The organism is Campylobacter concisus (assembly GCF_001891085.1).
Classification (GTDB): Bacteria; Campylobacterota; Campylobacteria; order Campylobacterales; family Campylobacteraceae; genus Campylobacter_A; species Campylobacter_A concisus_O.
The window spans coordinates 97,887-112,149 of sequence record NZ_JXUP01000005.1 but is presented as its reverse complement, the minus strand read 5'-3'; the positions used below and the strand labels follow the sequence as shown (position 1 = coordinate 112,149).

The 14,263-nt window shown below is 38.4% G+C and carries 14 protein-coding genes; 9 read left to right on the top strand and 5 right to left on the bottom strand.

The window, feature by feature from the left end; genetic code table 11:
* Positions 1–5 precede the first annotated feature (5 nt).
* Both TH67_RS05240 and thiC read right to left on the bottom strand, forming a co-directional pair.
* Positions 6–1,106 (bottom strand): Mrp/NBP35 family ATP-binding protein, encoded by a 1,101-nt coding sequence (locus TH67_RS05240; protein ID WP_072594673.1) that lies wholly within the window; start codon positions 1,104–1,106, stop codon positions 6–8.
* The gene (gene thiC, locus TH67_RS05235) at positions 1,100–2,398 is read right to left on the bottom strand and encodes a phosphomethylpyrimidine synthase ThiC (protein WP_072594672.1); all 1,299 of its coding nucleotides are present in this window, start codon (positions 2,396–2,398) and stop codon (positions 1,100–1,102) included. Before thiC ends, TH67_RS05240 begins: the two co-directional genes overlap by 7 nt.
* A gap of 148 nt (positions 2,399–2,546) precedes the next feature.
* On the opposite strand from thiC, the gene TH67_RS05230 reads away from it, so the two are divergent.
* The 5 genes from TH67_RS05230 (at position 2,547) to TH67_RS05215 (ending at position 6,186) form a co-directional block, all read left to right on the top strand.
* Positions 2,547–3,665 (top strand): bifunctional 2-C-methyl-D-erythritol 4-phosphate cytidylyltransferase/2-C-methyl-D-erythritol 2,4-cyclodiphosphate synthase, encoded by a 1,119-nt coding sequence (locus tag TH67_RS05230; protein WP_072594671.1) that lies wholly within the window; start codon positions 2,547–2,549, stop codon positions 3,663–3,665.
* Positions 3,662–4,552: a response regulator gene (locus TH67_RS05225; protein WP_072594670.1), complete on the top strand. Its 891-nt coding sequence runs from the start codon at positions 3,662–3,664 to the stop codon at positions 4,550–4,552. Before TH67_RS05230 ends, TH67_RS05225 begins: the two co-directional genes overlap by 4 nt.
* Complete coding sequence (locus TH67_RS10650) at positions 4,530–4,862, top strand: hypothetical protein (RefSeq protein WP_257638041.1); 333 nt, start codon at positions 4,530–4,532, stop codon at positions 4,860–4,862. The genes TH67_RS05225 and TH67_RS10650 overlap by 23 nt, the downstream gene beginning before the upstream one ends.
* Positions 4,863–4,942: 80 nt before the next feature.
* Complete coding sequence (locus tag TH67_RS05220; RefSeq protein WP_257638040.1) at positions 4,943–5,710, top strand: sulfate adenylyltransferase; 768 nt, start codon at positions 4,943–4,945, stop codon at positions 5,708–5,710.
* Between the two features lie 8 nt (positions 5,711–5,718).
* Positions 5,719–6,186 carry a phosphatidylglycerophosphatase A family protein gene (locus TH67_RS05215; RefSeq protein WP_072594669.1) on the top strand — a complete coding sequence of 156 codons (468 nt, stop codon included), beginning with the start codon at positions 5,719–5,721 and terminating at the stop codon, positions 6,184–6,186.
* Between the two features lie 53 nt (positions 6,187–6,239).
* Here TH67_RS05215 and TH67_RS05210 read toward each other — a convergent pair whose 3' ends face one another.
* From TH67_RS05210 to TH67_RS05200, 3 genes are read right to left on the bottom strand one after another with little or no spacing between them, the layout of a single operon-like run.
* The gene (locus TH67_RS05210) at positions 6,240–6,701 is read right to left on the bottom strand and encodes a response regulator (RefSeq protein WP_072594668.1); all 462 of its coding nucleotides are present in this window, start codon (positions 6,699–6,701) and stop codon (positions 6,240–6,242) included.
* A gap of 50 nt (positions 6,702–6,751) precedes the next feature.
* Complete coding sequence (gene hemH / locus TH67_RS05205) at positions 6,752–7,705, bottom strand: ferrochelatase (protein ID WP_072594667.1); 954 nt, start codon at positions 7,703–7,705, stop codon at positions 6,752–6,754.
* Entirely contained in the window at positions 7,705–8,574 is an 870-nt protein-coding gene (locus TH67_RS05200) for a Gfo/Idh/MocA family protein (RefSeq protein WP_072594666.1), read from the bottom strand. Before TH67_RS05200 ends, hemH begins: the two co-directional genes overlap by 1 nt.
* Before the next feature lie 167 nt (positions 8,575–8,741).
* Between TH67_RS05200 and alaS the strand changes: the two genes are divergently transcribed.
* From alaS to TH67_RS05180, 4 genes are read left to right on the top strand one after another with little or no spacing between them, the layout of a single operon-like run.
* Positions 8,742–11,300, top strand: a complete 2,559-nt coding sequence (gene alaS / locus TH67_RS05195) for an alanine--tRNA ligase (RefSeq protein ID WP_072594665.1) — start codon at positions 8,742–8,744, stop codon at positions 11,298–11,300.
* A complete protein-coding gene (locus TH67_RS05190) occupies positions 11,297–11,797 on the top strand; it encodes a 3-isopropylmalate dehydratase (protein WP_072594664.1) in 501 nt (166 codons plus the stop codon). The genes alaS and TH67_RS05190 overlap by 4 nt, the downstream gene beginning before the upstream one ends.
* Entirely contained in the window at positions 11,794–12,336 is a 543-nt protein-coding gene (gene maf / locus TH67_RS05185) for a septum formation inhibitor Maf (protein ID WP_072594663.1), read from the top strand. Before TH67_RS05190 ends, maf begins: the two co-directional genes overlap by 4 nt.
* Positions 12,333–14,261 carry a transglycosylase domain-containing protein gene (locus tag TH67_RS05180; protein ID WP_072594662.1) on the top strand — a complete coding sequence of 643 codons (1,929 nt, stop codon included), beginning with the start codon at positions 12,333–12,335 and terminating at the stop codon, positions 14,259–14,261. Before maf ends, TH67_RS05180 begins: the two co-directional genes overlap by 4 nt.
* The last annotated feature ends 2 nt before the right edge of the window (positions 14,262–14,263 follow it).

The following is a 14,263-nucleotide window of genomic DNA, read 5'->3' as shown; positions in this document are numbered from 1 at the left end:
AAATTTTACTTCGAGCAAGCACTCTTGCCGTCATTTACTGGCTGGATCGCTGAGTTATCGGCCCCACCACCGTTATTTATATTTTCTATTATCTCCCAAAGTCTAGCAGCTGCACTCTCGTAGCGTTTTGCAGTGACTGAGTTTGGCTCATAAAAGCTCACTGGCTTGCCACTATCACCACCCACACGCACAGCTGGCTCGATAGGGATTTCAGCTAAAATTTGCGTATTGTAAGCTTTTGCTACCTCTTCAGTCGTACCTTTGCCAAAGATGTCATACTCTTTGCCGTTATCAGGGCAGATAAAGCCACTCATATTTTCAATCACACCTGCGATTGGGATGTGAAGTTTCTCAAACATATCAAGTGCACGCTTGCTATCGTCAAGCGCTACCACTTGAGGCGTTGTGACGCAGACACCTGCAGTTACTGGTACGCTTTGAGCTAGAGTTAGCTGTGCGTCACCCGTTCCTGGAGGCATGTCAAGAAACAATACATCAAGCTCGCTCCAAAGCACGTCTTTTAGTAGCTGCTCGATCGCTTTCATTATCATCGAGCCACGCCAGATAAGGCTCATGCCCTCTTCCATCAAAACGCCCATACTCATCATCTCCACGCCATGGCTAAGTATCGGCTTTAGCTTGTTGCCAACGACTTGTGGCTGGGTATTTACTTCGCCAAGCATCCTTGGGATGTTTGGTCCGTAGATGTCAGCGTCTAAGATGCCCACTTTTTTGCCTAGTTTTGCCATTGAGATGGCTAAATTTAGCGTCGTGGTTGATTTACCAACGCCGCCTTTGCCAGAGCTTACCATTACGAAATTTTTAACTTGTGGCGCGATATTTTTGCCACTTTGAGTGTTACTTTTCTCCTCAGGTATCTTTGGCTGGATCAAATTTAGCACGTACTCGTTTGAGCCCATGACACGTTTGATATCCGTTTTTAGCTCGTTTGCCACATCAGGATTTGAGCTAACGATCTCGACTTCGATTAAGATTTTCTCGCCGATTTCTACGTTTTTTACAAAGCCAAAGCTAACTATATCCTTCTCAAATCCCGGATATATGACGCCTCTTAGCCTATTTAAGACCTCTTCTTTATTTAACATTTTTCTCCTTTTTCTAGATCTTTTGAAATTTTATATGCACAAAATTTTGGTCCGCACATCGAACAAAAATGAGCGCTCTTAAACGCATCTTCTGGCAAGCTCTCATCGTGAAGCTCTCTAGCCTTTTTTGGATCAAAGCTAAGCTCAAACTGCTTGTTCCAGTCAAATGCATACCTCGCGTCACTCATCGCATGGTCTTTTTCGATAGCTCCTGCCTTGCCAAGTGCGACGTCTGCGGCATGAGCTGCTATCTTGTGAGCTACGATGCCCTCTCTTACGTCATTTTCATTTGGCAAACCAAGGTGCTCTTTTTGCGTCACGTAGCAAAGCATGCTAGCGCCGTGATATGCTGCCATCGTACCACCAATCGCTGAGGTTATGTGATCGTATCCTGCGCCGATGTCTGAGACAAGCGGTCCAAGCACGTAAAATGGGGCGTCATGGCAGAGCTCTTGTTCGATTTTCATATTATACTCAATTTGACTTAATGGCACATGACCAGGGCCCTCTATCATCACCTGCACATCTTTTTGCCATGCACGAAGTGTAAGCTCTCCAAGCACCTTTAGCTCGCTAAGCTGTGCCTCATCTGTCGCGTCATAAAGGCAGCCTGGGCGAAGTCCGTCGCCAAGCGAGAGCGAGACGTCATATTTAGCGCAAATTTCTAAAATTTGATCAAAAATTTCATAAAATGGATTTTGCCTATTTAGCTTTGACATGTAGCTCGCACTCAAACTGCCACCGCGGCTAACTATGCCCATTTTACGCTTTTTAACAAGGGGCAAAAACTCACGCAAAAAGCCAGCGTGTATCGTAAAGTAACTAACCCCTTGCCTTGCTTGCTTTTCAAGTATCTCTAAAATGAGCTCATTTGTGATATTGGTAACCTCTTTTGCCTCTTTTAAAATTTCATACATAGGCACTGTGCCAATTGGCACACTTGAGTGCTCAATGATCGCACTTCTAATAGCGTCTAAATCACCGTCCGTGCTTAGATCCATAACCGTATCAGCGCCAAATTCTAGGCAAATTTCAAGCTTTCTAAGCTCAGCGCAAATATCGCTACTTAGGCTTGAGTTGCCGATATTTGCATTGATTTTTGTCTTTAGCTTTCTGCCTATGCCCATTGGCTTTAAATTTTTATGATTTATATTTGATGGGATGATGATGCTACCTTTTGCAACCCCATCCATCACCAAATTTTCACTAAGCCCTTCGATCCTTGCCACATAGCTCATCTCTTGCGTTATCTCGCCGCGCCTAGCATAATACATCTGCGTCTTATCTCTCATATAAGGCCTTTTTTGATTTTTAAAAACCTCATTTTAGTCCTTTTTTGATTTAAACTAACTAAATAAGCTTTTAAAAATTTACTTTTTTAAAAAGAAATTTTGAAGTTTTGAGATGTATAATTCTGTAACAATTTTCAAAGGAGTTATCTTGCTTGATATATCACTTATAATGCTTGGAGCAGGAAATTCTAGCCGTTTTGAGCTACCAGTAAAGAAGCAATGGCTTCGAATAGGAAGCGATCCACTTTGGCTATTTGCTACTAAAAATTTGAGTAACTTTTACACATTTAAAGAGATAATTGTCGTTAGCAAAGAGTGCAAATATATGTCAAAATTTGCTCCAAATTACAAATTTGTTGATGGCGGCGAAACCAGACAAGATAGCCTAAAAAACGCACTTGAGCTAGTAAATAGCGAATTTGTCCTAGTTAGCGACATCGCTCGCCCTTGTATCTCAAGCGAGCTCTTTCATAAGATCATCGAGGCAGCAAGTCAGGCTGATTGTGTAGTTCCAGCGCTAAAAATCGCAGACACCGCTTATCTTGGCGAAAACGCTATCGATAGAGAAAAGGTAAAACTTATCCAAACACCACAACTCTCTCGCACAGCACTTCTTAAAAAAGCTCTTAGCGGCGGTGAAATTTACACAGATGATAGCTCGGCTATGAGAGCCATTGGCGCAAGCGTATGGCAAATTTTAGGTGATGAGATGGCAAGAAAGATCACTTACAAAGAGGATCTTGCCAAAATTTCTACTTTAAAAGAGCCAGAAAATGAAGTCTTTGTGGGAAATGGCTTTGATGTGCATGAGTTTGAAAAGGGTCGTCCTTTGATTCTTTGCGGCGAGAAGATCGACTATGAGTTTGGGCTAAAAGCTCACAGTGACGGCGACGTGGCGCTTCATGCGCTAACTGACGCTATCTTGGGAGCTGCTGGACTTGGCGATATAGGCGAGCTTTTTCCTGATACGGATGCTAAATTTAAAGATATTAGCTCCATTTACTTGCTTGAGGAAGCTTACAAAAGGGTGCAAAGTGTGGGCTTTGTGCTAACAAACGCTGATATCACGATAATGGCACAAAAACCAAAAATTTCAAAACTAAAGTCAAAAATGGAGGCAAACATAGCAAAAGCTCTAAATTTAAGCCAGAGCCGCATAAATGTAAAGGCAACGACTACTGAAGGGCTTGGCTTTGTCGGCAGATGCGAAGGGATCGCCGTAATGGCAAGTGCAAGCCTTAAATTTTACGACTGGAAGCAAATATGAAAATTTTAATAGTAGAAAATGAAATTTACCTAGCTGGCTCGATGGCTAGTAAACTAGCTGATTTTGGCTACGACTGCGAGATCGCTAAAAGCGTAAAAGAGGCATTGAAGTTTGAAAATTTTGATGTAGTGTTACTTTCTACCACACTTCCAGGGCAGGACTTCTACCCAGTCATAGAAAAATTTAAAAGCTCTATCATCATTTTATTAATCGCTTATATCAACAGTGACACTGTGCTAAAACCGATTCAGGCAGGTGCGGTTGATTACATCCAAAAGCCATTTATGATAGAAGAGCTAGTTAGAAAGATAAAGCATTTTGAGGAATTTAGAAATTTCAAAAACGAGATCAAAAATTACGAAAGCTATGTAAATTACGCTTTAAAAGAGTATGAAATTTCTAGCTTTGAGGCAAAAAAGATAAAATTTCCACTGCTTTTAAAATCAAGTAAAAGCGGATACAGCGATAAATTTATATTTAGCTACGTAAAAGCTTGCAAATTACCATTTTTATTTTTAGGCAAAGCCTGTTTCTCTGAGCTTGAAAAGGCACTAGCCAAAAATGGTGATGAGCTAATCTATATGACAAATTTAGAGGAGCTAAAACAAGAAGAAAAAGAGAAAATTTTAGAAATTTGCAAAAAGAAAAAGGTCGCAATCTCAACTAGCGATTTTGCACAAAAAGCACCATTTGACGAGCTTGAACTTTCAGGACGCGATAAAAATTTTAATATCGATGAGATCGTTACGATCGATGAATATATAAAGTACATAATCGTTAATTATCAAGATAAATTCCCTGACACAGAACTTAGCAAGAAGCTTGGAATTTCTAGAAAATCACTTTGGGAAAAGAGAAAGAAATATGACGTCAGCAAGAAAAAATAGTGAAATTTCAATCAATACCGAAGTTTTTGGTGCTTTGGAGCTAATAAAAAATAAGATTCTCTCAGATTACGACTCGCTGATGGACGATGAACAGATAAAAGAGGTGAGCAAAAAAGGCTATTTTAATGGCGAGCCGATGCCGTATTCTTTTGGATTTGCTCCATTTGGCGAGCTAAATCAAAATATTGCTAGCAAGCTTACTCCTGGACAAAAGGTAAATCTAAGTCTTGATGGTAAGATCGTTGGACACATTAATGTTGCTAAAGTCTTTAAATTTGACGAGAATATGAGGGCTAAAATATATTTTTAGCAAACGAAGCTAGCAATGATAAAGAGCTAAATTTAGGTAAATATGGCATTAGTGGCGAATTTGAGCTTTATGATGAAAGTATGCAAATAAGCAAAAATGCACTAAATGATCTAATAAAAGAAGATGGCGCTAAAAAGATAACGGCGGTCTTTTTAACGGCTGATCCATTTAATAGAGCTCACGAGCGCCTTGTTAGAATGACTATTGACAAGGCTGATTTAGTAATCATTTTTTTAATAAGAACACGCGAAGAAAAGCACGTTGATTACGAGATTAGAAAGCAAGTACTAGATTATTTTATACAAAATTATTTACCGATAAAAAAAGTCTTTGTCTTTGCTCTAAAAAATACAACTCTTTTTAGCTCACATGCAAACCCAACACTTGAGTGTATCGCTGCTTCAAGATTTGGAGCAAATAAGCTAGTCATCGGACAAAACCACTCAGGAATTGGAATGTTTTTTGATCACAATGAAGCTCATACGATTCTTGATATTTATAAAAACGACCTAAATTTAGAGGTAATCGTGCTGCCAGAGCTAGTTTATTGCAATAAATGCAAGACACTAGTTAGTACCAAAAGTTGCCCGCACGGACAACATCATCAGATCAAATATCACCCAGATGTTATCAAAGAGCTACTATTTAACGGCATTATGCCACCAGCCATTCTTGTGAGGCCAGAAATTTCTGCACTAGTTTTAAGCAAACTCTTTACAAATCGCTTCAAAGACGTGCAAAAGCTTTGCGATGATCTTTTTGTAAATTCAGGACTACTTGAAAACAAAAATGACCGTGACTTTTACGAAGAGCTTATGAAGCTTTATCAAACATCATCTATGACTTAAGGAAATTTATGCAAAGACTATTTTTAACTTTTTTTGGATTTGGACTTTTGCCAAAAGCACCTGGCACTTGGGGTTCTATCGCTGGCGCTGTAGTAGCTTATTTTGTGCTTTATTTTTTATCATCAACCACACTTTTTCTAGCTAGCATTTTGCTATTTTTGGTAAGCATTAGCGTTATTGATGATTTTGAAAAAAAGGTAAATTCTCACGATGAAAGTTTTATCGTTATAGACGAAGTTGCTGGAGTTTGGCTTGCTATTGCCATTAGCGGAACTACGATCTCTCAGCTAATACTCTCACTTGTACTTTTTAGAGTGCTTGATATTAAAAAGCCTTCGATAATAGGCAGGATCGACCGCAATGTAAAAGGTGGCCTTGGCGTAATGGGCGATGATATAGTAGCTGGCTTTTTTGCTGGAATAATTAGCGCAATAATATACGGGGCTGCTATAAAATTTGGCATAACTTTGCCGTAAAAATATAGATTTTTGGCAAAGTTATATAGGCTTAAATATCTTTTATATAAATTTCAAGCAAGTCCTAGCTCATTTAAAACAGAACTTAAATTAACCGAGCTACTACTCTTACTATTAAGATTTTTTTGCTTCTCTAGTAGAGCTTGATTAGCAAGTGCTACATTTAGCTCTTTGCGATAATCGCTCAAAATTTTATCCATTATCTTAAGCAGCTCATTCTTTTGATCCTGTGTTTTTGCGGGATCATCTATGCCTAGAAGTTCAGTTAGCTCCTTTTTCTTTTGGGCTATTTTCTCTTCTATCTTGTTAGAATTTAACTCGCTTATAAAACCAACTGCGCCGATTTCAGTAAGCCTTTTTTTAAACTGTTCAATCTTATCTGAAATTTTTGCATCGCTTGCGATTTTATCCATAGCAAGGTTTAAAATTTCATCAAAACTATTTTTTTTATCCTTAGTTTTGCTTGAGCCTGATTGCAATAGATAATCGATTATGTCGTTATTTTGTACCTTCATATATCTCCTTTTTACTGTATTGAGATATATTTTATAAGCAAGATTTATTCCTAAAAGTTAATCTCTTTGGCTGTTTTTGCTTTTTGTAAGATAAAACTAGCAAACTCATCACTAAAATTTGGGCACCAAACAACCTTGTAGAAGCTAAAATTTAGCTCTTTTGCGATCTTTGCATACTCAATAACTAGCTCAAAAATGGTCTCAGAGTTATCTATACAAAAAGAGAGCGGATAGATAAGAGCCTTTTTACTCTTGCACTTTGCCAAAATTTCATTTAGTGAGGGCTCTAGCCATTTTACAGGGCCAAGGCGCGATTGGTAGGCTAAATTTATCCCTTTGAAGTTTAATCCGCTATCTTTTATCATTTTGCTTAGAATTTGCACATGCTCATTTATATGTTTTTCGTAGACATCACCTTTATCGATAATTTTTTGAGGCAACGAATGAGCTGAAAAGATAAGCTCCACATCGCTTATATCTATATTATTTATGGCTTCATTTATGTGCGAGATTATGATTTTATTATAAATTTCATCATCGTAAAATGGCCCGCAAAGCAAAATTTTAGCCTTTATCTCTAGCTCATCTTTTGCTTTTTTAAAATCATCTAAACTCGAAGTTATCGTAGTTTGTGAATGATGAGGATAAAGTGGCAAAAGCACTATCTCATCAAAATTTTCGTATTTTTTAAGCACATCTTTTGCAAATGGTGAAGTATAGTTCATCGCAAAATCAACTGCATCAAACTCATTTTGTAAGCTTGAAATTCTATCGCAAAGCTTAGCTGTAAGCTCGCAAATAGGCGATTTGCCACCTATTTGTTCGTAGTTATGCTTAGCTATTTTTAGCCTACCTTTTGTGATCATAAAAGCTACAAATTTTCTTAAAAATTTATTCTTTATGCCCAAAATATAAGGGTCATTAAACATATTTTTTAGAAAAATTTCTACATCAGCAAGGCTATTTGCCCCACCCATATTTAAAAGCAAAAGTGCCTTTTTCATCAAAACAACTCCTTAATTTTTATCGCATCATCAATGTTTGAAAGTTCGATGTTTTCGCCGCTTTGACAAAGGTTATAAAAGGCATCATATTGGGCTTTTATTTCATTGTTTAAAGGATCGGTTTTTAAATTCATCTGACCATTTTCATTTACTCTGTGAAGTTTGTAATCAATAAGATCGCCAAAATAAACACCTTCTTTGGTATTTACTTCTATTTTAAAACGCTCTAAAGAGCCACAAAAAGAATCAGTAATACTCACCAAAATTTGATTTTTCATTTTAATGTTTATTCCAACATTGTCGCATATTTTGGTATTTGTTTTATTTGCTTGAGTATAAAAAAAGCTGCAAATTTCACTATCTACTAAATTTTTCGCAAGGTCTATATCGCAAAGTGAAAGCTCATTTATAATATTTCCTTTGCAAAGTGGTCTAAAATGCGCAATTGAAATGCTATAAATTTCTTCTTCTTTTAAAAGTGCCTTTTTTAATGAAACGATGGTCGGATTAAAGCGCTCATCTACGCCGGTGCAAACTCTTACTTTATTTACCACTGAGGCATATTTTATCTCTTTTAGCTCACTCACGCTTTTAAATATCGGTCTTGAAATCAAGATATTTTGGCAATATTTTGCACACTGACAAAAGGCCTCTACGATCTCATGTTGAGGCAAACAAAGTACGACAGCTTGTGGCTGGGCTACTTCTATAAATTTCTTAAACTCATCAAAAAACGGAGCTCTGCAAGCATCATCTCTATTTTCTTTATCAAAAACTCCACAAACTTCAAATTTGTCAGAACGCCTCAGCTCCATATAGTGCCGCTTGCCAACCAGATTGTATCCAACAATGCCAATTCTGAGTTTCACTAAAGACCTTTTAGTTATAAATTTTTAGGCTATTTTAATTGCAAATCGCTTTTAAACAAATAAATTTATAAAATATATTAAGCAAAAATTAATTTTGTGCTTTTTTATAAATTTACAAACGATTTTTAGCTAAAATCGAGCAAAATTTAAAACTAACGAGGATAAAAATGCAAAATTTAGATATAAGAAAGGCATATCTTGATTTTTTCAAATCAAAAGGTCACGAAGTCGTAGCTTCTGCACCACTCGTGCCAAACGATGCAACACTACTTTTCACAAACGCTGGCATGGTGCCGTTTAAGAGCATTTTCACAGGCGAAGTGCCACGCCCAACACCACCTATTCGCACTAGCTGTCAGACCTGCATAAGAGCTGGTGGTAAGCACAACGACCTTGATAACGTCGGCTACACAGCGCGCCACCACACATTTTTTGAGATGCTAGGAAATTTTAGTTTTGGCGAATACTTCAAAAAAGAGGCGATCGCTTACGCTTGGGAATTTGTAACAGAAGTACTAAAATTACCAAAAGATAAGCTTTATGTAACCGTTCACGAAAGTGACGATGAGGCGTTTGAAATTTGGAGCACTCACATCGCAAAAGAGAGAATTTACCGCTTTGGCGATCACGATAACTTCTGGCAAATGGGAGATACTGGACCATGTGGCCCTTGCAGTGAAATTTTTTACGATCAAGGTGCTGAGCACTTTAATACGCCTGAAGATTACATGGGCGGCGATGGCGATAGATTTTTAGAGATCTGGAACCTTGTTTTCATGCAGTATGAAAGAAGTGCGGACGGCAAGCTAAGCCCACTTCCAAAGCCAAGCATTGATACTGGCATGGGACTTGAGCGCGTTACTGCTATCTTGCAAGGTAAATTTAGCAACTACGACAGCACACTTTTTATGCCACTAATTAGCGAAGTAGCAAAACTTTGTGGCAAGCCATACGTCTATGAAAGTGGCGCTAGCTACCGCGTCATAAGCGATCACATCCGCTCGGTTACATTTTTGCTAGCTCAAGGTACAACATTTGACAAAGAAGGCCGTGGCTACGTGCTTCGCCGCATCTTACGCCGTGCGATCCGCCATGGATACTTGCTAGGTATAAAAGAGCCATTTATGTATAAGCTTGTCGATAAAGTTTGCGAGCTAATGGGCGAGCACTACACCTATCTAAATGAGAAAAAAGCGGCTGTAAAAGAGCAGATAAAGCTTGAAGAAGAGAGATTTTTAGCCACGATCGCGAGTGGCTTAGAACTATTTGAGAGCGAGCTTAAAAATACAAAAGAAATTTTTAGCGGAGAGGCTGCGTTTAAGCTTTATGACACATTTGGCTTTCCACTTGATCTAACAGCTGATATGCTTAGAGAAAAGGGCTTAAAAGTCGATGAGGCAAGGTTTGATGAGCTTATGAGCGAGCAAAAAGCACGTGCAAAAGCTGCTTGGAAAGGCAGTGGCGACAAGAGTGCGAAGGGCGATTTTAAAGAGCTACTTGAAAAATTTGGCGAGAATAAATTTATAGGCTACGAAGAGCTTAAGAGCAAAAGCAAAATTTTAGCCCTGCTTGATGAAGAATTTAAAAATGTAGATAGTTTAGACGCTGGCAAAGAGGGCTGGGTGATGTTTGATGTCACTCCATTTTACGCTCAAAGTGGCGGCCAGTGCGGCGATAGCGGTAAGATAGTGGGCAAAGCAAATGTGCTTGATACGCAAAAATTTCATGGACTAAATTTATCTTTAGTAAAAACTAATGCAGCGCTAAAAGTTGATGACGAAGTAGAGCTTGAAGTTGGCAGTGATAGAGCCCAGATCGCACGTCACCACAGCGCCACACACTTGCTTCATGCAGCCCTTAGAAACGTGCTTGGCACGCACATCGCTCAAGCTGGCTCAAATGTCGAGGCAGATAGGCTAAGGTTTGACTTCTCACATCCAAAGGCACTTACTAGCGAAGAAATTTCAAAGATCGAAAATTTGGTAAATGAGTGGATACTAAATGGTGCTAACTCAAAAACAGAACTTATGAAACTCGAAGATGCTAAGAATAGCGGAGCTATCGCACTATTTAATGAAAAATACGCTGATGATGTGAGAGTCGTTAGCTTTGGCGATGTCAGCAAAGAGCTTTGTGGCGGTACACACGTTAAAAATATAGATGAGATCGGATCGTTTTTCATCACAAAAGAGAGTGGCGTAAGCGCTGGCGTTAGGCGTATAGAGGCTGTTTGCTCAAGGACTGCGCTAAATTTAGCAAGGTCATTTAGAGCTGAGCTTGATGAGCTAAAAGATGAACTAAAAAGCACCGAGCCACTAAATGCCGTCAAAAAGCTAAAAAGCGAGCTAAAAACGCTAAAAGATAAGCTAAAAAATGCTAAAAATTCTCACGCCCTAGCCTTTTTAAACGTAAATGAGACCAAACTTTGCGTAGCAAGCATCGATGGTGGCGACATAAAAACTTTGATAGATGAGTTTAAAAACGAGCACGAAAAGGCTGCGATCTTACTAGTGCAAGTCGATGAAGAGGGTAAAATTTCTCTTGCAGCTGGCGTGAAAAATGCCCCTATAAAAGCTGGTGCTTGGGTAAAATTTGCAGCACAAATCCTTGGCGGCAATGGCGGCGGAAAAGAAGACTTTGCAACAGCTGGCGGCAAAAATGCTCTAGCCATTGAAGACGCCATAAAGAGCTCACTTGAGTATGCAAGGCAAGCTTTAGAAAAATGAGTCATTACGATATAGCTTTTATAAAATTTGACCAAGTAGTACTATTTTTGCATGTATGCTTTGTAGCTCTTTTTGTGGGGCTACAAGCCGGTCTTGTACTTGTTGGAAGCTACTTTATAAAAAATAAATTTGAAGACAAGGAACGCTATCACATCTTACTTCACATTATAAGGCGCTTTGGCATTGCGATTTTCATACTAATCCTTTGCGTGATAGCGACAAGTGTGGTTATAATTTTTGGATTTTATGATGCAAATTTGACAAATCCTATGGCAAGTGCAATGGTGGCAACAAAATGCGCAATAGAACTATTTTTGCTATTAAATTTATGCTATATATTTTATAGATACAAAAAGGCCTTAAAAGCACTAAGATCGCATGAAATGATCGAGCTAAACGAGAGTTTGATCGTTATAATTTATTACTTCACACCACTAAATTTATTAGCTTCGCTAGCAGCTATTTATCTTGGTATAAGCTATAAGGTATTTTTATGATAACACTCGCTTCAAGCTCACCAACAAGGGCAAATTTATTAAAAGATGCTGGCATAAATTTCACTCAAATTTCTTTCCAGTTTGACGAGAGCAAGATAGAAAAAAATGTAAAGCCTGAAATTTATGTCCAAAACGTCGTAAAAGCCAAAAAAGAGCAATTTTTAAAAGAAAATATAGCTCTTAAAAATTTACTCTTTGCAGATAGCTGTGTGGCGTGTGGAGATAAAATTTTAGGTAAAGCAAAGGATGAAAAAGAAGCGATTACCATGCTAAATTTACAAAGTGGCAACGAATGCAGCGTCTATACAGCGATGATATTTTTAGGCGAATTTGAGCTTATAAACGTAAGCAAAACTACGTATAAATTTAAAAAATTTGACGAACATGACCTTAATGAATACATAAAAAATAATGAGTGGCAAGGCAAGGCTGGAGCCATGACGATAGAAAATTTTAATAAAAAATATATCATCTCCCAGTACGGCGAAACTAGCACGGCCATGGGACTAAATTTAAAAATATTAAAGGCATTTTTATGAAATATATCTTGGCATTTATCTTTATAGTTGCCATTTCGCTTGGCGGAGCATTTTTATATTTTTACTCACAAGTTAGATTTGATGCTTACGCTATTATTGATTATAAACCAAAGCTTACAACGCAAATTTTTGATAGAAATAACGAACTCATCGCGAATATCTTTGAAGAAAATAGAATTTACGTAAAGTATAACGACATCCCGCCGCGTGTCATCGAAGCACTCGTAGCTATCGAGGATACGAGCTACTTTGAGCATGGTGGCATAAACGTAGAAGCCATGGCAAGGGCTGCCATAAAAGATATTAAAGCTAGAAAGCTAGTCGAGGGAGCTTCAACACTAACACAACAGCTCATTAAAAATTTGGCTCTAAGCCGTGAGAAGAAATTTACAAGAAAGATAAAAGAGATCGTGCTTGCTATAAAGCTTGAAAGCGAGCTTAGCAAAGAAGATATCATCGAAAGATACCTAAATCACGTCTATTTTGGACATGGCTACTACGGCATAAAAACAGCAGCTGAAGGATATTTTAGAAAAGAGCTAAATGAGCTAAGCATAAAAGAAGTTGCTATGTTGGTTGGCTTGCCAAAAGCGCCAAGTACCTATGATCCTACAAAGCACCTTGACCTATCACTTAGCCGTGCAAATAGAGTACTTGAGAGAATGTATAGTATCGGCTGGATAAATGAGGATGAGTACCGCAAGGGTGTGCTTGAAGAGCCAGCGGTCTTTGATGATACACTCACAAGAAATAAAGCTCCTTACGTAGTCGATGAGATAATAAAAGAGGCTTCAAAGAAATTTGACGATATAAAAACTGGTGGCTATAAAATACAAAGCACAGTTGATCTAAATGTCCAAAAGATCGCTCAAGAAGCTCTAGTCTATGGCTACAATGAAATTTTAAAGCGCGATAAAAAAGCAAATGCAGAAATTCTAAATGGAGCTATAGTGGTTACTCATCCACAAAGCGGTCAAATTTTGGCACTAATTGGTGGTATTGACTACGCAAAAAGCAGTTATAACCGTGCCACTCAAAGCAAGCGCCAGCCAGGATCTAGCTTTAAGCCATTTATCTATCAAATAGCACTTGATAGTGGCTACTCAGTCGTCTCTCAAGTGGCTGATATCGCCAGGACATTTGACATGGGAAATGGCAAAGAGTGGACGCCAAAGAATTATAGTGGCGGTTTTCAAGGCTATATCACTATAAAATCAGCCATAACCCAGTCGCGTAACCTCGCAACCATAAATTTGCTAAACGATCTTGGCCTTAGCTCGGTTCGTAAACAGCTTACGGATATGGGCTTTAACGATATCCCAGAAAATTTATCTATCGCACTTGGAAGTTTTGGGATTTCGCCACTTGATTTTGCAAAATTTTACTCGATGTTTCCAAACGATGGCGAAGTGGTCGAGCCTACGCTCATTAAGCATATAGAAAATAGCTTTGGTGCGTCGATGGACTATGAGCCACAAAGAAAGCAAGTGCTAAAACCAGAACAAGCATTTTTGATGACGACACTTCTTCAAAATGTCGTAAATAACGGCACTGGACGCAACGCAAAAATAAATGGCATCCAAATAGCAGGCAAAACCGGCACAACAAATAATAACATCGATGCTTGGTTTTGTGGTTACTCACCTGATATCGAAGCGATAATCTGGTACGGAAATGACGACAACAGCCCTATGAAAAAGATTGAAGGCGGCGGCAGGACAGCAGCACCTGTGTTTAAGAAATTTATGGAAGGCTACATTAAGCTTTATCCTACTTTAAGACGTGCATTTGAGCAGCCAGATGGTGTTTATAAAGGCTATTATGGTGGCAGTGACGAATACTACACAAACGACTCGCCACTACCTCAAAATATACCGGCAAATGACATCATACAAGATCAAGAAAATGATGGATTATTGTTTTAGGA